The 18,392-nt window shown below is 62.4% G+C and carries 16 protein-coding genes; 11 read left to right on the forward strand and 5 right to left on the reverse strand.

Annotated elements, in window-relative coordinates; genetic code table 11:
• Positions 1-45: 45 nt before the first annotated feature.
• Positions 46-1,239, reverse strand: a complete 1,194-nt coding sequence (locus tag AC1D0I_RS09125) for an acetate/propionate family kinase (RefSeq protein WP_477394500.1) — start codon at positions 1,237-1,239, stop codon at positions 46-48.
• Between the two features lie 10 nt (positions 1,240-1,249).
• Positions 1,250-3,673, reverse strand: a complete 2,424-nt coding sequence (locus AC1D0I_RS09130) for a phosphoketolase family protein (RefSeq protein ID WP_477394502.1) — start codon at positions 3,671-3,673, stop codon at positions 1,250-1,252.
• Positions 3,674-4,103: 430 nt separating this feature from the next.
• Here AC1D0I_RS09130 and AC1D0I_RS09135 point away from each other — a divergent pair, with 430 nt between their 5' ends.
• Positions 4,104-4,751 (forward strand): helix-turn-helix domain-containing protein, encoded by a 648-nt coding sequence (locus tag AC1D0I_RS09135; protein WP_477394504.1) that lies wholly within the window; start codon positions 4,104-4,106, stop codon positions 4,749-4,751.
• A 112-nt stretch (positions 4,752-4,863) separates the two neighbouring features.
• Here AC1D0I_RS09135 and AC1D0I_RS09140 read toward each other — a convergent pair whose 3' ends face one another.
• From AC1D0I_RS09140 to AC1D0I_RS09150, 3 genes are all read right to left on the reverse strand, one after another.
• On the reverse strand, positions 4,864-5,451 hold the full coding sequence (locus AC1D0I_RS09140) for a DUF308 domain-containing protein (RefSeq protein WP_477394506.1): 588 nt from the start codon (positions 5,449-5,451) through the stop codon (positions 4,864-4,866).
• 293 nt (positions 5,452-5,744) lie between these two features.
• Entirely contained in the window at positions 5,745-6,332 is a 588-nt protein-coding gene (locus tag AC1D0I_RS09145) for a TetR/AcrR family transcriptional regulator (RefSeq protein WP_477394508.1), read from the reverse strand.
• A gap of 108 nt (positions 6,333-6,440) precedes the next feature.
• Positions 6,441-7,115: a GntR family transcriptional regulator gene (locus AC1D0I_RS09150; protein ID WP_477394510.1), complete on the reverse strand. Its 675-nt coding sequence runs from the start codon at positions 7,113-7,115 to the stop codon at positions 6,441-6,443.
• Between the two features lie 133 nt (positions 7,116-7,248).
• Between AC1D0I_RS09150 and AC1D0I_RS09155 the strand changes: the two genes are divergently transcribed.
• The 10 genes from AC1D0I_RS09155 (at position 7,249) to AC1D0I_RS09200 (ending at position 18,344) form a co-directional block, all read left to right on the forward strand.
• Positions 7,249-8,370: a cupin domain-containing protein gene (locus AC1D0I_RS09155; RefSeq protein ID WP_477394512.1), complete on the forward strand. Its 1,122-nt coding sequence runs from the start codon at positions 7,249-7,251 to the stop codon at positions 8,368-8,370.
• Positions 8,371-8,380: 10 nt separating this feature from the next.
• Positions 8,381-9,301, forward strand: a complete 921-nt coding sequence (locus AC1D0I_RS09160) for a fumarylacetoacetate hydrolase family protein (protein ID WP_477394514.1) — start codon at positions 8,381-8,383, stop codon at positions 9,299-9,301.
• Between the two features lie 119 nt (positions 9,302-9,420).
• On the forward strand, positions 9,421-10,452 hold the full coding sequence (locus tag AC1D0I_RS09165) for a carbon-nitrogen hydrolase family protein (RefSeq protein ID WP_477394515.1): 1,032 nt from the start codon (positions 9,421-9,423) through the stop codon (positions 10,450-10,452).
• Positions 10,453-10,495: 43 nt separating this feature from the next.
• Positions 10,496-11,248 (forward strand): maleate cis-trans isomerase family protein, encoded by a 753-nt coding sequence (locus AC1D0I_RS09170; RefSeq protein WP_477225676.1) that lies wholly within the window; start codon positions 10,496-10,498, stop codon positions 11,246-11,248.
• A 230-nt stretch (positions 11,249-11,478) separates the two neighbouring features.
• The gene (locus AC1D0I_RS09175; RefSeq protein WP_457154006.1) at positions 11,479-12,531 is read left to right on the forward strand and encodes a 2,5-dihydroxypyridine 5,6-dioxygenase NicX family protein; all 1,053 of its coding nucleotides are present in this window, start codon (positions 11,479-11,481) and stop codon (positions 12,529-12,531) included.
• A 17-nt stretch (positions 12,532-12,548) separates the two neighbouring features.
• Positions 12,549-13,859, forward strand: coding sequence for an acyl-CoA dehydrogenase family protein (locus AC1D0I_RS09180; RefSeq protein WP_477394517.1), 1,311 nt, complete (start codon positions 12,549-12,551; stop codon positions 13,857-13,859).
• Between the two features lie 6 nt (positions 13,860-13,865).
• A complete protein-coding gene (locus AC1D0I_RS09185; protein WP_477394519.1) occupies positions 13,866-15,155 on the forward strand; it encodes an alpha/beta fold hydrolase in 1,290 nt (429 codons plus the stop codon).
• A complete protein-coding gene (locus AC1D0I_RS09190) occupies positions 15,152-15,841 on the forward strand; it encodes a TetR/AcrR family transcriptional regulator (RefSeq protein WP_477394521.1) in 690 nt (229 codons plus the stop codon). The genes AC1D0I_RS09185 and AC1D0I_RS09190 overlap by 4 nt, the downstream gene beginning before the upstream one ends.
• Positions 15,831-17,171 carry a glutamine synthetase family protein gene (locus AC1D0I_RS09195; protein ID WP_477394523.1) on the forward strand — a complete coding sequence of 447 codons (1,341 nt, stop codon included), beginning with the start codon at positions 15,831-15,833 and terminating at the stop codon, positions 17,169-17,171. The genes AC1D0I_RS09190 and AC1D0I_RS09195 overlap by 11 nt, the downstream gene beginning before the upstream one ends.
• A gap of 6 nt (positions 17,172-17,177) precedes the next feature.
• Positions 17,178-18,344, forward strand: coding sequence for a LysR substrate-binding domain-containing protein (locus AC1D0I_RS09200; protein WP_477394525.1), 1,167 nt, complete (start codon positions 17,178-17,180; stop codon positions 18,342-18,344).
• Positions 18,345-18,392: the final 48 nt, after the last annotated feature.

An 18,392-nucleotide genomic window follows, 5' to 3' on the forward strand; every position in this document is an offset into this window, starting at 1 on the left:
GGGCGAGCGGGCCGAGTCATTTGTCCGACACGGGAGGCCTACCCGTCAGGTCACGCGCGGCGATGCCGCCTGGGATGCAGCCTGTACATCACTGGCGACTGCCCTCTCTTCATCCGTGGGAATGACAAGCACGTTGACGCTGGAATCGGCAAGGCTGATCACGCCCTCGCCTTTCCGGTTCAACTCATGGTCGATGCCGACGCCGAGCCAACCGGCCGCGGCACCGATCTTCTCCCGGACCAACGGCGCGTTCTCGCCGATGCCGGCCGTGAACACCAGCGTATCCAGACCTCCGAGGGCAGCCGCCAGCGACCCGATCTCGCGCCCGATTCGATAAACGAAGAGATCGATCGCCTCGGCGGCGGCAGGATCCTCGGAACCGATCAGCGTGCGCATGTCTCCGGATATCCCCGACACTCCGAGCAGGCCGGATTGCTCATAGAGAAGCGTGACCAGTTCGTCGTGCGACAGCTTACCGTCCTCCAGCAAATGGAGGATTATCCCTGGGTCCAGGGCGCCGCAACGCGTGCTCATCACCAGGCCGTCCAGCGTCGAAAACCCCATCGTCGTGGCGATACTTCGTCCGGAGTCCATGGCGCAAAGGCTGGCACCACTGCCCAGATGGGCAACGATCGCTCGGCCTCCAGCCCGCGCGCCGTAGCGGTCGCGCAGCTCGGATGCGATATGGCTGTAGGACAGGCCGTGAAAGCCATAGGAAACGATGCCCGTCTCGGTCATCGCGCGCGGCAGGCCGTAGATCTTGGCGACCTCCGGCCGGGCCGAATGGAATGCCGTGTCGAAGCATCCGACCTGCAGGGCTCGCGGCAGGAACTCAGCGGCCAGGGCGACAAGCTCGAGATTGATCCTTTGATGGATTGGCGCGAGCGGCTCGAGCAGGCGCAGTGCCTCGAGCGTGGGCCCGTCGAGCAGCGTCGCTGCGGTGAAATTGCGGCCGCCATGGACGATCCTGTGCCCGACCCTGCCGATGCGGCGCAGGAGGTCGTGATCGGCAAGCACGGAGGCGACGGCCGCGAATGCCTTGCCGATGTCGATTGGTCCGTCGTCCAGGCTTTTGTCTGTCGTCGGCTCACCCGCAGTGGCCTCGACACGCAGCCGCGGGTGCCCCGCCAGCGACGAGACGTTGCCACGCAGCAGCAGCGGAAGCGCGTCGCGTTCCTCGAAGACGGCGAACTTCAGGCTGGAGGAGCCGCCATTGAGGACCAGGATAGCGTCTGTCATGCGTTCGTCCTCAACGGCGACCCGTCGACGCCGCACCGGGATCCTGATCCCACTTCCAGCCGAGTATTTCCGGCATGTCCTGGCCATGAGCCCGGATATAGGCTCGATGCTCGAGCAGCTTGCTCTCCATTGCCTGCTTCAGGCCAACCTGCACGCTCCTGAGCTGCGGAACCCAGTCAAGCACGCTTTGCACGAGGTGAAACCGATCGAGGCCGTTCAGGACCGTCATGTCGAAGGGCGTGGTGGTCGTGCCTTCCTCATTGTAACCGCGGACATGGATGTTGTCGTGATTGGTGCGCCGATAGGTCAGCCGGTGGATGGTCCACGGGTAGCCGTGATAGGCGAAGATGACAGGCTTGCCGGTGGTGAACAATGCATCGAAATCGCAGTCCGACAGGCCGTGTGGATGATATTCCTTGGGCTGCAGGGTCATCAGGTCCACGACGTTGACGACCCTGATCCTGAGCTCAGGAACGTGATGCCGCAGGATCTGCACCGCCGCCAGCGTTTCAAGGGTGGGAACGTCGCCGGCACACGCCATCACGACGTCTGGCTCGTCGCCGTTCTCGGTCGATGCCCAGTCCCATATGCCGATCCCTGCCCGGCAATGGACGATGGCCTTGTCCATCGGCAGCCATTGCCACGACGGCGGCTTGCCGGCGACGATGACGTTGATGCGGTTCCATGTCTGCAGCACGTGATCGGTCACGCAAAGCAAGGTGTTGGCATCCGGCGGCAGATAGACGCGCACGATGTCGGCCTTCTTGTTGAGGGCGACATCGATGAAGCCGGGATCCTGATGGCTGAAGCCATTGTGTTCCTGGTGCCAGACATGGCTCGACAGCAAATAGTTCAGCGAGGCGACCGGCCGCCGCCACGGGATGTCACGGCAGGCATCAAGCCATTTCGCATGCTGGTTGAACATKGAATCGACGATGTGGATAAACGCCTCGTAACAGGAAAACAGGCCGTGCCGCCCGGTCAGAAGATAGCCTTCGAGCCAGCCCTGGCAGGTGTGCTCGGAGAGAATTTCCATGACCCTGCCGTCGCGGCCGAGATGAACGTCTTCGGGCAGGATCTTTTCCATCCAGGCGCGCTCGGTGGCTTCGAACACGTCCTGAAGCCGGTTCGAGGCCGTCTCGTCAGGGCCAACGATGCGGAAGTTCTTCGCGGCCTCGTTCAGTTCCATCACAGCCCGAAGGAAACTGCCCATTACACGTGTTGACTCGGCCTTCACCGCGCCGGGCCGGGCGACGGCCACTGCATGGTCCCGCAGCCCGGGCAAATCGAGGGTCCGGCGCAGCAAGCCGCCATTGGCATGCGGATTGGCGCTCATGCGCCGCGCGGCTTGCGGCGTGGTGGCACGGATCGCCTCGACAGGGGCACCAGCGGCATCGAACAACTCATCCGGCCGGTAGCTTTTCAGCCACTCCTCGAGCATCGTGAGATGCGCCGGATTTTCCGCGAGGCCAGACAACGGGACCTGGTGCGCACGCCAGAAGCCTTCGGTCTTCAGCCCGTCGACTTCCTTCGGACCGGTCCAGCCCTTCGGGCTTCGCAGCACGATCATGGGCCACTTCGGCCGCAACCCCGCGTCGGCAGATCCGCCGCGCGCACCTTTCTGGATCACTTCGATGCGGTCCAGCGCATCGTCGAGCACTGTTGCCATCCGCTCGTGCATCAACGTCGGGTCATCGCCCTCGACGAAAAGCGGGTCATAGCCATAGCCGGTGAACAGCGCGCGCAGTTCCTCTTCGGGAATGCGGGCAAGGATAGTGGGATTGGCGATCTTGTAGCCGTTCAGATGCAGGATCGGCAGCACTGCCCCGTCATGCGCCGGGTTGAGAAACTTGTTTGAATGCCACGCGGCAGCCAATGGCCCGGTCTCCGCTTCACCGTCACCGACAACGCAGGCAACGACAAGGTCTGGATTGTCGAAGGCTGCGCCAAAGGCATGTGAAAGCGCGTAGCCCAGTTCGCCACCCTCGTGGATCGAGCCCGGCACATCGGGCGCGGCATGGCTTGGAATTCCGCCGGGAAAGGAGAACTGCCGGAACAGTTTGCGCATGCCTTGTTCGTCCAGGGATATGTCGGGACTAAGCTCGCTGTAAGTGCCTTCGAGATAGGCATTGGCGACCATCGCCGGACCGCCATGGCCCGGGCCGCAGACGTAGATCATGTTTGCATCCCTCAGCCGGATGGCGCGGTTGAGATGGGCATAGATGAAACTCAGGCCCGGCGATGTTCCCCAGTGGCCAAGCAGACGCGGCTTCACGTGTTCCAACCGCAAAGGCTCCCGGAGCAGCGGATTGTCGAGCAGGTAGATCTGTCCGATCGTCAGATAGTTGGCGGCGCGCCAGTATGCGTTGATGTCGTGCAACTGGCGTTCGGACAGCCGCCTGCCGGGAGTTGCTGTTGTCGTGTGCTCAATCATGTCTGGCTCCCATAGTCCCATTTGCGAATACCGCTGGACCGCGACATCCGCCGCTACTCATCGAATCGCCGCGAATGGACAACCAACGCATTCGTGCGGCATTCGGTTCATGACTGCCGGACCAGTTTGCAGCGAGGTGGCCGTTAACCGGGCGTATAGCGGCTGTCGTTTGCGCCATTCATAGTGGCGACGAACAGTGCGAGCTTTGATCCACCGCAAACGCGTTTGCATCAGGTGCCGAAGGCCAAACGCCTGGACCACAATGCGTTCGCTGGCTATGGCCAACCCTGCCGAAAATTCCCTGCTGACAACGCTGTCGAAATCGTCACGACAAGGGGAGTCTAGGTAGTATCCCGTAGGGACATAACCGAATTTCGCGCGGCGCGGATTCGAGCGATTGCTGTGACACGGATCAACCGGGGAAACAGCCATGCACGCCTACACGACCTCAAAAATTTCGCTGCCGTCGCATTTTGCCCAGCCGAGCCTGCCGGCGGCATTCGACCCGGCACCGCTGCAGCCGCTCAGCTTCTTTCCCGCCGGTGCGGAAATCTATGCCCAGGGCGAGAAGGCCGGAGCTTTCTATCAAATCGAGTTTGGGGCCGTTCGTGTGTACCGCCTGCTCGCCGATGGTCGCCGGCAGATAAGCGCCTTCCACCTTGCGGGAGAGACATTTGGCTTCGAAGCAGACACGACGCATCATTTCTTCGCCGAAGCAATCAACGCCACCGGGGTCCGCGTCTTCCGCATTGCCGCCGGGGCTGACATGTCCCATCAGTTGCTGCCGTTGGCGCTTAAGGGGCTGACCAGGGCGCAGGAGCACCTGCTGGTCCTCGGCCGCCAGAACGCCATCGAGCGCGTCGCGGCGTTCCTGGTCGATATGGCAGAGCGCCAAGGCGGGCTTCGGCAGGTCGAGCTGCCGATGTCGCGCGTCGACATTGGCGACTATCTCGGCCTCACCATCGAGACGGTCTCAAGAATATTCACCAGGCTGAAGGAAAAGGGCATCATCCGCTTGATCAGCCTGCGCTGCGTCGAAATAATCAAACATGATGCGCTTCAGAATATGAGCGAGTGATCGCGGTTTCCATCAAAACAAGGCATTACACGCCGCCGCATTATGCGAGCGCCGACCTTGCAGGGCAGCGCTTCGATTGAGGGGCTTGGAGGATAGGAGCGTTTGACGCTCTTCAGCCAGCCGCTTGAGCCGACTTGCGCCGCGCATCACTTACCGTCAACCAGACAGCGGAAACGAGGAAGTAGAAGGCGCCGAAGGCCGCATAGGGCGCGATGTTGGTGATGTCGATCGTCGCCGCACTGCCCGCCATTTTCACAAAGAAAATGCCTGCCAGTGCCGACTGAGCGCCGCTCAGTACCATTGCCCACTGCGCGCCGGAGTTCCAGCGCCTGACCGCGGTTGCAAGCTGAAAAAGGCCCGACAGGACCGCCCAGACTCCGAAGACGGCGAGCACCGTGTTCATATCTTTGCCGAGAGCAATGGCGACTGCCACCGTGGTGATGATGCTGATGACGAAGTTGAGCAGTTGCGTCTTGTTGCGGTTCAAGCCGCCGGTGCGCTGGGCGTCGATGAAGTTGGCCAGTGCATCCCAAGCCGGGTAGGCGACCAGCATGATGGCTGCCAGGGGAGGCATTATCTTGGCTACCGTGAAGGCCAGGAGAACCCAGGCGGTCGAAACGGCAAAGCGTGTGAAATAGTAGCTTTTGAGCCAGGTGGTTGAGGATTGGACCAGGTTGGCTTCAGTCATCTTAGCAAGCATTTCGATTTCTCCTTCGCGCTTGATATTAATATCTACCTACTAGTAGGTAGATATTGTGACGTCAACCACTTTCTTGGCGGTCTGACGCCGTCCCGGACGGCAGGGGCTGGGCGACCGGAGCTCGGCACGACCGATCAACCAAGCGGTGGCGGAGATCGTGAACCGTATTGGCCATACCAAATGGCCGACCCTAAGTTGCTACTTTCAGCACCGATGCACTGGAGGTCTCAACGGCCCCTGTGAGATGCGAATTTGGTTGCGGCGGCTCGCCGCCATGCCGCGCAAATAACTTGTCAGTGAACCTTCGCCGATAAGCGCTGCAAGGTCGACGTCAGGATCGCGCCAAAGATGGCAGGGCTGCCATAGGCACGCGCCGACAACATCGCGCCATGGACAGTCGCCATGAAAGTCTCTGCCTCCTGCTCCGCAGAGCCGGCGAATTTGAGAACGCCCTGTTCAGCGCCCCGCTCCATGACCTTGGTCAACCAGGACGACAGAAATCGAAAGTAGGCCCGCACCTCGACGGCAACCTCAGGCGGGAGTGCCGGGAGTTCGCTGGCAAGCAGCGCGCAGACGCAAAACGGGATGCTCGCGTCTTCAATGCATTTTGCCCAGTAGCCAGCATAGGTTTGAAGCAGTGCAAGCGGATCAGGGAGTTTACTTTCCAGATCCGCCATGCTGGCCTCGGTACGCTCGCGATGGCGCGCCACAAGCGTGCGAACAAGGTCGACTTTGCTGGGGAAATGATGGTGGATGCTCGCCTTGCGAATCCCCACCACGTCAGCGATATCAGCATAGCTGAAGCCGTTGTAGCCGCCCGAAACAATGAAGTTCCGCGCGGACGAGAGGATCTGATCGGAGGTCATGACAAGATTGCTCATCGCCCTTACCTACCTTCTAGTAGGATCATTGGCAATAGGATTTTGCACCTGCGAGCCGATCCGCCTTGAGGGCTCTGTCACAAATGGCCTGCCGTGGCGTATTCCATATCACGAGGCGCGCAGCTTCACTTCGTCGGGGCTCATAACCGCCGCCAGATCTTCCACCGTTCTAAGGTAATGCTGGCTGAGCAGCGCCGAGGCCTTCTCGGCGTCCCTGTCGAGCGCAGCCTGCGCAAGCGCACTGTGCTCGGCCTGGACATCACGACCCACCGGCAATGCCGATGCGAGCAGAACCGGAATGCGGTAGCGCTCGGTTGCAGCATAGAGCCGTTCGAAGAATTCCAGCGTCCAGGGCGAGTTGCAGGCAGCCAGCAGGGCGCGATGGAACGCGTGATGCCGCTTTTCGAGCGTCCAGATGTCGGCCTCGGCGCCTGTGCGCGCGGCCTGGACGTTCAGGGCATAGAGGGCGGAGACGATGTCTGATGCCCAGGTGTCGTCGCCCTTGCTGATCGAAGCCTTGAGTGCCTCTGTTTCGATGACGATGCGAAGCGACACGGCATCATGCAGTTCATCGAGCGACAGCGGCGCCACGCGGAAACCGCGCAGCGACTCTGCCGTCACCAGCCGCTCCGCCTGCAGGCGGTTCAGCGCCTCGCGCAGCGGCGAGAAGCCCATGCCATAACGCTCGCCGAGATCGGCAAGGCGCAACGGCCTGCCAGGGGGGAGTTCGCCGCGAATGATGTCGTGGCGCAGCGCATCGTAGGCTTTTTCGGCAAGCGTCATCAGTGTTCCTCACCGCACAGCCTTACCTCATAGATGGACTTGTCGGCAATTTCAATTATTTTCGAAAATTTGTATTGCAATCGAAAATATGTCGCGTCATGCTTAGCCCAACAGCCCCAACCAGGAGGATCCCATGGCACGGGAGCGCGAAAACCATCGCGAAGATGTCGTCGGGCGGGCAAACGTCGAGGACACGCCGGAGTTGCTTGCCTATTACGAGGAGCTCGAGCGCCATAAGGCAGGCGCGCTGTGGACCGTCGCCAACAAGATAGAGCCTTGGGAACCGAAGTCACAGTCGGTCCCCGTGGTCTGGCGCTATCGCGACCTGCGTGCGCATGTCCTTCGCTCGGTCGAACTGGTGACACCGGAAAAGGCCGGGCGGCGTGTGGTCTACCTGAACAATCCGGGGCGCACCGACGTGGCTGCAGCGGTCGGCTGGATCTATGGCGGGCTTCAGGTGATGAACCCTGGCGAGGTCGCATCGGCGCATCGCCATTCGGCCTCGGCGATCCGCTTCATCATCGAGGGCTCAGGCGCCTATACGGTGGTGGACGGACACAAGATGACGCTCGGCGCGAACGACTTCGTGCTGACACCCAACGGCACCTGGCACGAGCACGGCGTGGAGGCCAGCGGTTCGCCCTGCATCTGGCAGGACGGGCTGGACATCCCCTTCGTCAACGCGATGGAAGCCAATTTCTACGAGGTGCATCCGGATCAGAGCCAGGCAGTCGGCTACGCGGTCGACGACATGACCAAGAGCTGGGGAAATCCCGGCCTGAAGCCGACAGGCGAGGCATGGACCAAGGGTTACAGCCCGATGTTCAAATACGAGTGGGCGCCGACCTACGAGTCGCTGCTGAAATATGCCGGTTGCACCGACGGCTCGCCCTTCGAGGGCGTGCTGATGGAGTATGTAAACCCGGTGACGAACGGCCCGGTCATGCAGACGCTCGGCGCATCGATGCAGATGCTGCGAGCGGGCGAGCACACCAAGGCGCACCGGCACACCGGCAGCGGCCTCTACCATGTGGCGAAAGGCAGCGGCCATTCGATCATCAACGGCCAGCGCTTCGACTGGCAGGAGCACGACATCTTTTGCGTACCGTCCTGGGCCTGGCACGAGCATGTCAACGGCTCGGATCGTGAGGTCGCCTGCCTCTTCTGCCTATCCGACCTGCCGGTGATGCGGGCACTCGGGCTCTACCGGGAGCAGGCATTCGGCGACAATGGCGGCCTGCAGCCGCTTCTCTGAAGGAACGATCATGAAACTAGTAACCTATCGCGCCTCGGTCGAGGGGGCGGCAAGGCTCGGCGTGCTGGTCGATGGCCTGGTGGTGGACGTCGGGGCGCTCGCCGCGGCTCAAGGAAAGCTGCTGCCCAACACCATGCTCGGCCTGATCGACGCTGGACGCGCCGGATTGGAGACGCTGCGCGACTGCCTCGACACGTGCGCCGGTCGCTTCCCCGCCGGCTGCGCCACCGCGATGGACAATGTGAAGCTGCTCGCCCCCATTCCCCGGCCCCGCAAGAACATCTTCGGCATCGGCCTCAACTATGTCGAGCATGTCGCCGAGAGCGCCAAGTCGCTCGACACGTCGAAAGACCTGCCGAAGCAGCCGGTTGTCTTCTCCAAGCCGCCAACCACGGTGATCGGACCCGGCGACGGCATCGAGCACAACAAGAAGATCACGCAGCAGCTCGACTGGGAGGTGGAACTCGCCGTCATTATCGGCACCACCGCCCGCCGTGTCCGCAAGCAAGATGCGCTGAACCATGTCTTCGGCTATTCAGTGATGATCGACATCTCGGCGCGCGACAATCGGCGCGCCGGGCAATGGATCTTCTCCAAGGGACAGGACACCTACGCGCCGTTCGGGCCTTGCATCGTCACGACCGACGAGATCCCCGATCCGCAGGTCCTCGACCTGTGGCTGACGCTGAACGGGGTCGAGAAGCAGCGGTCCAACACGCGTCACATGCTGTTCAAAATCGACCATCTGATCGCCGACATCTCGTCCGGGATCACGCTGGAGCCTGGCGATATCATCGCCAGCGGCACCCCGGAAGGCGTTGGCGCCGGGCGCGACCCGCAAGAATGGATGTGGCCCGGCGATGTTGTCACAGCGTGCGTCGAAGGGATCGGCACTCTGCGGCACCCCGTGGTGGATGCGACACCGGACTAGACACGTGAACGCGCAATTCAAGGCGGTCATCCAGATGGCCTCGGTTCCCGGCGATCCGATGGTCACCGCCGAGCCCACCACCGCCCGCCCAGACGGTCGATCACAAGCAGGAGGTTGCCATGCTGAAGCTTCCGAAATTCGTTGCCGCGGCGGTGCAGGCGGCACCCGTCTTTCTCGATACGCCAGCGACGGTGGAGAAGGCGGTCGAGCTGATCCGCGAGGCAAGGGCCAACGGGGCGGATATCATCGCCTTCCCGGAAGTGTTCATCCCGGGCTATCCGTACTGGAGCTGGATCACCGATCCGGTGACGGGCGGAGCCTGGTTCGACAAACTGGCGCGCGCCGCCATCACCGAGCCGGGACCGGAGGTCGACATCCTGCGCAGCGCTGCACGCGATGCCGGGATCCATGTCGTGATCGGCATCAACGAGCGCAGCCTGAGGTCTGTTGGCACTCTCTACAACACGCTTCTGACCATAGGACCCGACGGATCCCTGCTCGGCAAGCACCGCAAATTGATGCCAACCTGGGCCGAGAAGCTAACTTGGGCGCCCGGTGACGGGGCAGGGCTGAGAGTTTACGACACTGCAATCGGGCCTCTTGGCGCGCTTGCCTGCGGCGAGAACACAAACACCCTTGCGCGCTTCACCCTCCTCGCACAAGGCGAACTGGTTCATGTCGCCAGTTACATTTCGCTGCCCGTTGCGCCGCCCGACTACGACATGGCTGAGGCCATAAAGCTGCGCGCCATGGCCCACTCGTTCGAAGGCAAGCTCTTTACGATCGTCTCCTGTTCGACCGTCTCGGAGGAAATCATAGCGGCGATGGAGGGTGTCGTTTCGGATGCACGGGCGCGCTTGCAACGCAAATCCAGCGCCTTCTCAGGCGTGATCGGTCCGGACGGGCGCGTGGTTGGCAAGCCGCTGATCGACGAAGAGGGCATCGTCTATGCCGAGATTGATCTCGGACGCTGCATCCAGCCGAAGCAGATGCATGACATTGCCGGCCACTACAACCGGTTCGACGTTTTCGACCTGAAGGTAAACCGGCGCAGATTGGAGCCGATATCGCTGATCGAAAGGGCGCAGATGTTCGACGGCGATGATGCCAGCGTGCCCGAAACAGCATCGCAGCGCGGTCATCAGGAATAGGCCGAACAGTCACCAGCAGCGACACGCCAGAGGACGGATAAGGATGCCGAAGACCTATCGGATCGGACAGATCGTGCCCTCCTCCAATACCACCATGGAGACGGAAATCCCGGCGATTTTCCGTAGCCGCGAGACAATCCTGTCAGAACGCTTCACTTTCCATTCCAGCCGAATGCGAATGAAAAAGGTGGTCAAGGAGGAGCTCGAGGCCATGGATCGCGACAGCGACCGCTGCGCGACCGAACTTTCGGATGCTCGCGTCGACGTCCTCGGCTACGCCTGTCTGGTCGCCATCATGAGCATGGGCAAGGGTTATCACCGCACCTCGGAAGCCCGGCTGCATCAGCGTACCGCGGACAATGGTGCGCCCGCTCCCGTTGTGACCAGTGCCGGCGCTCTGGTCGACGGCCTCAAGGTCCTGGGAGCCAAGAAGATTTCCCTCATATGCCCCTACATGAAGCCGCTCACGCAACTGGTGGTCGACTACATCGAGCATGAGGGAATAGCGGTGAGGGACTTTATCGCGCTTGAAATCCCCGACAACATCGAGGTCGGCAGGCACGATCCGGACAAACTGCTCGATATCTACAGGAAAGTCGACACGACGGGCATCGACGCGTTTGTCGCATCGGCCTGTGTGCAGATGCCCTCTTTGCCGATCATTGACAAGCTTCAGCAAGCATTGGGCATTCCAGTTGTCAGCGCCTCCGTCTGTACGGGTTTTCAACTGATGTCGAGACTTGGCTTGAAAGCCGCGTCGCCCGGTGCCGGCGAACTGCTCTCCGGTCGCTACTAGACCAATTCGGAGTTTGGCAGAGACGACTCTGACAGCCAGCCGCGCCGAGGGTCGGCTCAGCTGTCATTTGCGAGCGACGATCCCAACTGGATCTGAGGCCAGGATTCAATCCGATTCTCGAAAATACAAAAATCTTCGAAAATTTCGTTGACAAGTCGTCCCAAAACTGAAAACTTAACTCACAAGTTAAGAAATCCGATACAAGCCGGATCGTCAATGGGAGTTTAGCGATGTTGCAAGAGCGCATCGAAGGACGGTGGCTGGACTGCTTCCGGCGCGTCTTCGCGCTGAATGCGATCGGCAAGGGGACGAGGGTCGCGATCCTGTCCGAGACGCAGTCGCGTCCGGTGCTGATCCATCTTTCGGAACTCGCCCTGCACGACCAAGGCGCCGAGTTCTGCATGATCCAGATGCCGACGCCGCGCCAAACGGCACCTGTGCCGGTCAAATCCACCGGCACCTCCTGGGCGATCCAGGGCAACCGCGCTGTTATCGAGGCGCTGAAGCGCGTCGAAGTCATCGTCGACTGCACGGTCGAAGGGCTTATCCATGCTCCGGAATGGCCCGAGATCGAGGCGGCCGGCGGCACGCGCCTGCTCGTGATCTGCAACGAGCATCCCGAGATCCTGGAGCGCACCGAGCCGACGGCCGACCTTGGCCCGAAGGTGGCGCTGGGCGTGCGTATGCTGCGCGAGGCGAGCGAGATGCGCGTCACCTCGCCGGCCGGCACCGATCTCGTCATCGATTTGCGCAACGCGCCTTGCGGCGGCACACCGGGCTTCGGCACCACGCCGGGCGCGGTGGCGCACTGGCCGGGCGGGCTCTGCCTCGCCTTTCCCGGAAAGAACTGCGTTAACGGCCGGATCGTCATGGACGTGGGCGACATGAACCTGACGTTCAAGACGACGCTTGCGAGCCGCATCGACTTCACCGTCGAGGACGACTTCGTCACCGCCATCAAGGGCGACGGCGTCGATGCCATCCATTTCCGCGAATACATGGAGGCCTGGAACGACCGCAACGCCTACGGCATGAGTCATGTCGGCTGGGGCATGCACCCGCGCGCCCGGTGGGTCTCGGCCGCCATGTACGACAAGCGTGACATGCAGGCGGTGGAGTTCCGCGCCCTGGCAGGATCGTTCCTGTGGTCCACGGGGGCGAACCAGTATGCCGGCCGCTACACGCTCGGTCATTTCGACCTGCCGATGCGCAACTGCACGATCACGTTGGACGGGAAAGTCGTCGTCAGTGACGGCGTCCTGCAAGGCGAATTGGCGTCCTGACGCCCTCGGAGAAAACCATGAGCGATATTGTTGATTACTACGACCTCTCACGCATCCGTCCCGAGGTGCAGGCCAAGCTGCGGCTGGTGAACGAACTCGGCCGCGACAAGTTCGCGGGGCGCGCCAAGGGGATCGACGATGACGCCTCCTTCCCGGTCGAGAACTACAAGGATCTGGCCGCCGAGGGCTTTCTCGGCCTCTGCATCCCTGAGGAATTCGGCGGCTGGGGCTATTCGATGTTCGAATATGCCATGGTCGGCGCCGAGATCGGCAAATATTGCGGCGCCACCGCGCTGACCTTCAACATGCACAACTCGTCCATGGCCTGGTCACGCTTCATGGTCGACATGCCGAACCTGACACCTGAGGAGAAGGCTGCATTCGGGCCGCTGCGCGCGCGCCAGTTCCGCCGCGCCATAGCCGAAAAGGCGATCTATTCGCAGCCAATCTCCGAGGGCGGACAGAACTGGACTTCGAAGCCGAACCAGACGCAGTGCCGCAAGGTGGACGGCGGCTGGAAGATCAACGGCTTCAAGAAGTTCGCTTCGCTCGCCGGCTATTGCGACTATTACACCATCGTCTGCACGGAGGTGTTCGAAGGCCAGGAGCCGCGTCACGAGGACACGATGCTGTTTGTCGTCCACAAGGACGCGCCGGGCCTCAGCGTCAAGGGTGACTGGGATCCGCTCGGCATGCGCGGCACCAACAGCCGCGACCTCATCCTGAAGGATGTCTTCGTTACCGAGCAGGACATGCTGATGCCGCGCGGCATCTTCGGCAAGACCCTGCCGAACTGGCCGCATATGATGATCACGCTGTCGCCAACCTACATGGGCGTCGCGCAAGGCGCCTTCGACTTCATGGTGGATTACCTGAAGGGCAAGATCCCCGGTCAGCCGCCCATCGACCGGCGCATGTATGCGACCAAGCGCGTCGCCGTCGGCAAGATGTATGCGCGGCTCGCCAACATGCGCGCGCTCTGGTGGCAGGCTTTCAGCGAAGCCAAGGGCTTCCCGACCAAGGGCGAGGTGCTGCGCATGTATGCCGCGCAATACAACGTCATGGAGGGCGCGGCCGAGATGACTTCGATGGCGATCCGAACCTGCGGCGGCCAGTCGATGCTGAAGTCCTTGCCGCTGGAGCGGATGTACCGCGACAGCCGCTGCGGCGCGCTGATGCTGCCTTACACTTCCGAGATCATGGAAGACTACCTTTCGGTCCTCGCACTCTATGACATGGACGAGATCGATTCCGCTCCGGGCGACGAAGGCGGTGCCCGCATGTCGCTGTGGCGCGGCGATCACGGCGCCTTGCGGTCGGTCCGGTAGACGCCGATGGCGCGCGAAACGGTCGAGGTCATCGGCGCCTGCGCCGCCTCACCGGAGGCGGTGTGGTCCATCGTCGCGGATTTCTGCGGTCGATGGCACCCGATCATCGCGACCATTCGCGCGGAGCGCGACGAGCGCGGTGCGCTGGTCCGCAGCTTCACCGTCAACGGCGAGGACACCGTCTATCGCGAGCAGCTCACTTGGCTGAGCGACAGCGAGCGCACGCTCGCCTATACGCATCTCCAAGGCATCGCCGGCGCCGAGGCCTATGACGGCCGCATCGCCATCGCCGCCGACGGTCGGGGCGGCTGCATCATGCGCTGGAGCGCAGATGTAAACGCCGCCGCCCCGCGATTGCATGAAATCTGCAAGGGCACGAAAGCGATCTTCGAGATGGGCGTCGCCGCGCTTTCGGAGAAGGCGCTTACGATCCGCAGCGCGGAGCCGCCGCCTCTACCCGCCCCTGTTGCCACGCGCGACATCGTCATCGATGGCGATCCCCGCCTCGGGCTGACAACGACGCCGGACAGCGATGGGCCGCTCTGCCTGTTCCTGCACGGCATAGGCGGATCGCATGGCAACTGGCTGCAGCAACTCGCGGCCGCCGGCAGCGTGATGCGTGCGGCCGCACTCGACCTGCGAGGCTATGGCGGCAGCGCGCTCGGGCGAAACCAGTCGACGGTGGACGACTACTGCGCCGATATTTTGCGGGTGAAGGAAAACTTCGCCGCCGACCGGCTGGTTCTGGTCGGCCTTTCCTATGGCTCGTGGATCGCCACCTCTTTCGCCATGCGTTATCCGCAGATGCTGGCCGGRCTGGTCCTGTCCGGCGGTTGCACCGGCATGTCGGAAGCCAGCCCGCATGAGCGCGAGGCCTTCCGCGTCAGCCGCAAGGTGCCGCTCGATGCCGGCCAGACGCCGGCCGACTTCGCGCCGGCGGTGGTGAAAGTGCTGGCAGGACCGAACGCTTCGGATGAGATGAAGAAGCAGCTCCTCCAGTCGATGGCGGCGATCCCGTCGGCGACCTACCGCGACGCGCTCGTCTGTTTCACCAATCCGTCCGAGCGTTTCGATTTCTCGCGCCTGACCATGCCGGTGCTGATGATGACCGGCGAACACGACCGGCTGGCTCCGCCATCGGAGATCCGCGGTATCGCCGAGCGAATATTGGGTCAGGTCTCCCGGCCCGACATCCGCTACGAGACCATCGCGGATGCCGGCCATGTCTGCAATGTCGAGCAGTCCGAAACCTACAGCCGCATCCTGCTGGACTTTCTGGGGAAGCTACCGAGATGACCGCGTTGTCCCGCCGGCAGCAGAACAAAATCGAGCGCGAGCGGCGCATCCTGGAAGCCGCGCTGAAGGTCTTTTCCGAGACCGGTTATTCCGGCGCCAACATGGATGCCGTAGCCGTCGAGGCGGGACTGTCGAAGCCGACGCTTTACCAGTACTTCCAGTCAAAGGAGGCGCTGTTCTCGGCCATGATGCTGGGCGAGCGCGACCAGATGCTTGATATCTTCGAACATCCTTCCGAGCGCGGGATGGTGGCCGACCTCCTCGAATTTTCCTGGGACTATGCCGACACGGTGCTGCGTCCGGACCTCCTGTCCCTGGCCAGGCTCATCATCGGCGAGGTGCAGCGCTTTCCGGAGATCGGCCGCGCCTATCAGGAGGTGGGCCCGGACCGCCTGCTGCGCGGCATCATGGATTATCTGGAAGGCCAGCGGCGCGCAGGCCGACTGGCGTTCGACGACGCCGAACTCGCGGCGCAGGATCTGTGGGGCCTGATCCTCTCGGCACCGCGCACCCAGGCCCTCTACATGCCGGACCGTTTCCCGTCGCGCGCCGAGGTCGCCCGCTATCTGCACAACGGCCTGCGCGTATTCCTCAAGGCCTATTCTACACAGCCCGAGACCGATCTCACCGAACTCGCGCGACTTATCGGCGCCCATTCCCTCAATCAGGTGCAACATGACAGTTGACGATTACCTGGCCGATCCGGCCAGCCGCTTTGCCACGGTTGCGATGACCGACACCAATGGGCTGCTGCGCGGGCAGATGGTCTCGACCAGCAGCCTGAAAGGCATCGCGAAAAACGGCATGGGCATGGCTCCCGCGCAACTGGCGCTGGACCCGACCGATGTGATGCTCATCATCCCGGGCGTCAACGACGACAAGGGCGATTTTCACGATGACCCCTTGCAGGTCGACCCGAATTCTGGCCGCCGCCTGCCATGGTCGAAACCGGGGCATGACCTGCTGGTCCTCTCCAACTACACCGGCGCCTCGGCACAGATATGTCCGCGGGCGATCCTGAAATCGGTTCTGGCCCGCGCCAGCGAAGCTGGGCTGGTGCCGAAATACGGAATGGAGCTGGAATACACGCTTTTCGACGAGACGCCGGAAAGCGCGAAGGCGAAGGGCTACCGCAACCTCAAGGCAGCGACCGCTCACGCCAGCCACGACCTGATCCTCTATCAGGTTGTCCAGACCGAATGGTACGAGGCACTGGCCGCAATCTGCGAGCCGCTGAAGATCGACCTCGCCAAGATGCACGAGGAGATCGGCGCAGGCTTCATGGAGGCCTGCATCGGAGCTGGCGTAGGTACGGAACCGGCCGACCAACTCGTCCTCTTGAAGAACTTCATCCGCGCGCTGGCGTTGCGGCAAGGCCGGTCCGTCACCTTCATGCCGCGCTGGAACGAAAAGGCGGACAGCCAGTCGATCCATTTGCACATCAGCCTGAAGGACAAGGACGGCAAGACGCTGTTTTGGGATCCAAAGGAAAAGAACGGCGTCAGCCGCACCTTCCGCCACTTCCTTGGCGGTCTCCAAGCCTATATCGGCGACATGACGCTGGTCTTCCAGCCGACGGTGAACAGCTACCGCCGCTTCGCACCGGGCACCTTCGCGCCGCCCGGCCTGACCTGGGGTTTTGAAAACCGCACCACATGCTTTCGCCTGGTCGGCCATGACGCAGGGACGCTGCGGGTGGAAAATCGCCTGCCGGGCGCCGATTCCAACCCTTATCTCTCGGCCGCGGCCACAATCGCCGCCGGGATCGCCGGTGTCATAGGCGAGATCGAGCCCGACCCCGAGACCATCGGGTCAGGCTACGCGCAGAAACCCGCCCGCGACTTCGCCCGCTCGATGCCCGAGGCGATCGAACGGCTGCGCGGATCGAGCTTCGCCAAGGACTGGCTGGGGCCGCGCTTTGTCGAGGCGTTCACGGCCACCCGGGAGTGCCAGCACGACGAATTCCGCCGCAAGGTTCCGGACGTGGAACTGGAACGTTTCTTCGACCTGGGGTGAACGACCATGGATACTGACCTGCGCGCCCGTTTCATCGAAGGCATGAGCCGCGTTGCCTCCGCCGTTACCGTGGTGACCACGGACGGCGAGGCAGGTCGTTTCGGAGTGACCGTTTCATCGATGACCTCGGTGTCGGCCGACACCAGCCGGCCCTCCCTGCTCATCAGCGTCCATCACCTCAGCCCTGCATGCGAGGCGATCAAGAGGAACAGGCGGTTCTGCGCCAATGTGCTCAGCGGCAATCAGAGCTTCGTCTCGGATCTCTTTTCCGGCCGCCTCAAGCATTTGAACCAGGACAGGTTCGGTGCGATCGCCTGGCACCCCGGCGCAACCGGCGCGCCGGTCATCGATGGTGCCGTCGTTTCGCTCGATTGCGAGCTCAAGACAGCCTTGCTGTGGGGAACCCATTTCCTGTTCATCGGCGAGGCCGAGCAGATCGACCTCTCTGCACAGCGCTCGCCGCTAGTCTACGGCAATCGCGGCTACCGGCGCGCCATCCCGATCGCTCCGGACGATCATCCGCCACCGCACCCGGCCAACCACCTCAGCATCGGTTTCTTCATCACACTTGGGCCGCAATTCGTTCCGGCCCTCGCCGCCGGCTTCGCAAGCCAGAAGCCGGATGTCGACATCCGCCTTCTGGAAGCAGACCACGACGACCTTATCGAACAGATGCGCGCCGGCCGAATAGAGGCTGCCATCACCTTCGGACAGGTGAACGAGCCTGATCTCGACGCCGAACTCATCTGCCTGCCGGCTCCGCATGTGTTGTTGAGCGCCGGTCACGCGCTGGCAGCAAGGTCTCGTCTGCGGCTCGCCGACCTGGCTGACCTGCCCATGATCCTGCTGGACTATCCTTCCGTCCGCGCGGCCACGGATGCCTTGTTCAAGCGCAGCCAGCTTCAGCCGCTCATCCGCTTCCAGTCGCCATCTTTCGCCATGGTGCGAGGTCTGGTCGCCCAAGGGCTTGGATATTCCATCGTCCCGCAGGCGCCGCAGACCAGGACAGCCCCCGACGGCAAGGAGATCCTGGCCATACCTCTGGATGAGGACTTTCCCGAGGGAGCAGTCATCGCGATCACGCCGCGCGGCAATCAAAGGAGCGATTCGGTCGAGCACTTTTTCGCCAAGTGCCGGGGGTCCTTCGGGCATCTCGCCAACGGAGAGGAATGATGGCGGGCCGGACGGCCGCCTGAACGAAAACAGACGTCAACCAACAAT

The organism is Mesorhizobium sp. P2_D1 (genome assembly GCF_056404455.1).

Excerpts from the sequence above, each read along its gene's own strand:
- AC1D0I_RS09125 (WP_477394500.1), bottom strand. The coding sequence starts at position 1,239 with ATGACAGACGCTATCCTGGTCCTCAATGGCGGCTCCTCCAGCCTGAAG.
- AC1D0I_RS09135 (WP_477394504.1), top strand. The coding sequence starts at position 4,104 with ATGCACGCCTACACGACCTCAAAAATTTCGCTGCCGTCGCATTTTGCC.
- AC1D0I_RS09140 (WP_477394506.1), bottom strand. The coding sequence starts at position 5,451 with ATGCTTGCTAAGATGACTGAAGCCAACCTGGTCCAATCCTCAACCACC.
- AC1D0I_RS09145 (WP_477394508.1), bottom strand. The coding sequence starts at position 6,332 with ATGAGCAATCTTGTCATGACCTCCGATCAGATCCTCTCGTCCGCGCGG.
- AC1D0I_RS09150 (WP_477394510.1), bottom strand. The coding sequence starts at position 7,115 with ATGACGCTTGCCGAAAAAGCCTACGATGCGCTGCGCCACGACATCATT.
- AC1D0I_RS09155 (WP_477394512.1), top strand. The coding sequence starts at position 7,249 with ATGGCACGGGAGCGCGAAAACCATCGCGAAGATGTCGTCGGGCGGGCA.
- AC1D0I_RS09160 (WP_477394514.1), top strand. The coding sequence starts at position 8,381 with ATGAAACTAGTAACCTATCGCGCCTCGGTCGAGGGGGCGGCAAGGCTC.
- AC1D0I_RS09165 (WP_477394515.1), top strand. The coding sequence starts at position 9,421 with ATGCTGAAGCTTCCGAAATTCGTTGCCGCGGCGGTGCAGGCGGCACCC.
- AC1D0I_RS09170 (WP_477225676.1), top strand. The coding sequence starts at position 10,496 with ATGCCGAAGACCTATCGGATCGGACAGATCGTGCCCTCCTCCAATACC.
- AC1D0I_RS09175 (WP_457154006.1), top strand. The coding sequence starts at position 11,479 with ATGTTGCAAGAGCGCATCGAAGGACGGTGGCTGGACTGCTTCCGGCGC.
- AC1D0I_RS09180 (WP_477394517.1), top strand. The coding sequence starts at position 12,549 with ATGAGCGATATTGTTGATTACTACGACCTCTCACGCATCCGTCCCGAG.
- AC1D0I_RS09190 (WP_477394521.1), top strand. The coding sequence starts at position 15,152 with ATGACCGCGTTGTCCCGCCGGCAGCAGAACAAAATCGAGCGCGAGCGG.
- AC1D0I_RS09195 (WP_477394523.1), top strand. The coding sequence starts at position 15,831 with ATGACAGTTGACGATTACCTGGCCGATCCGGCCAGCCGCTTTGCCACG.
- AC1D0I_RS09200 (WP_477394525.1), top strand. The coding sequence starts at position 17,178 with ATGGATACTGACCTGCGCGCCCGTTTCATCGAAGGCATGAGCCGCGTT.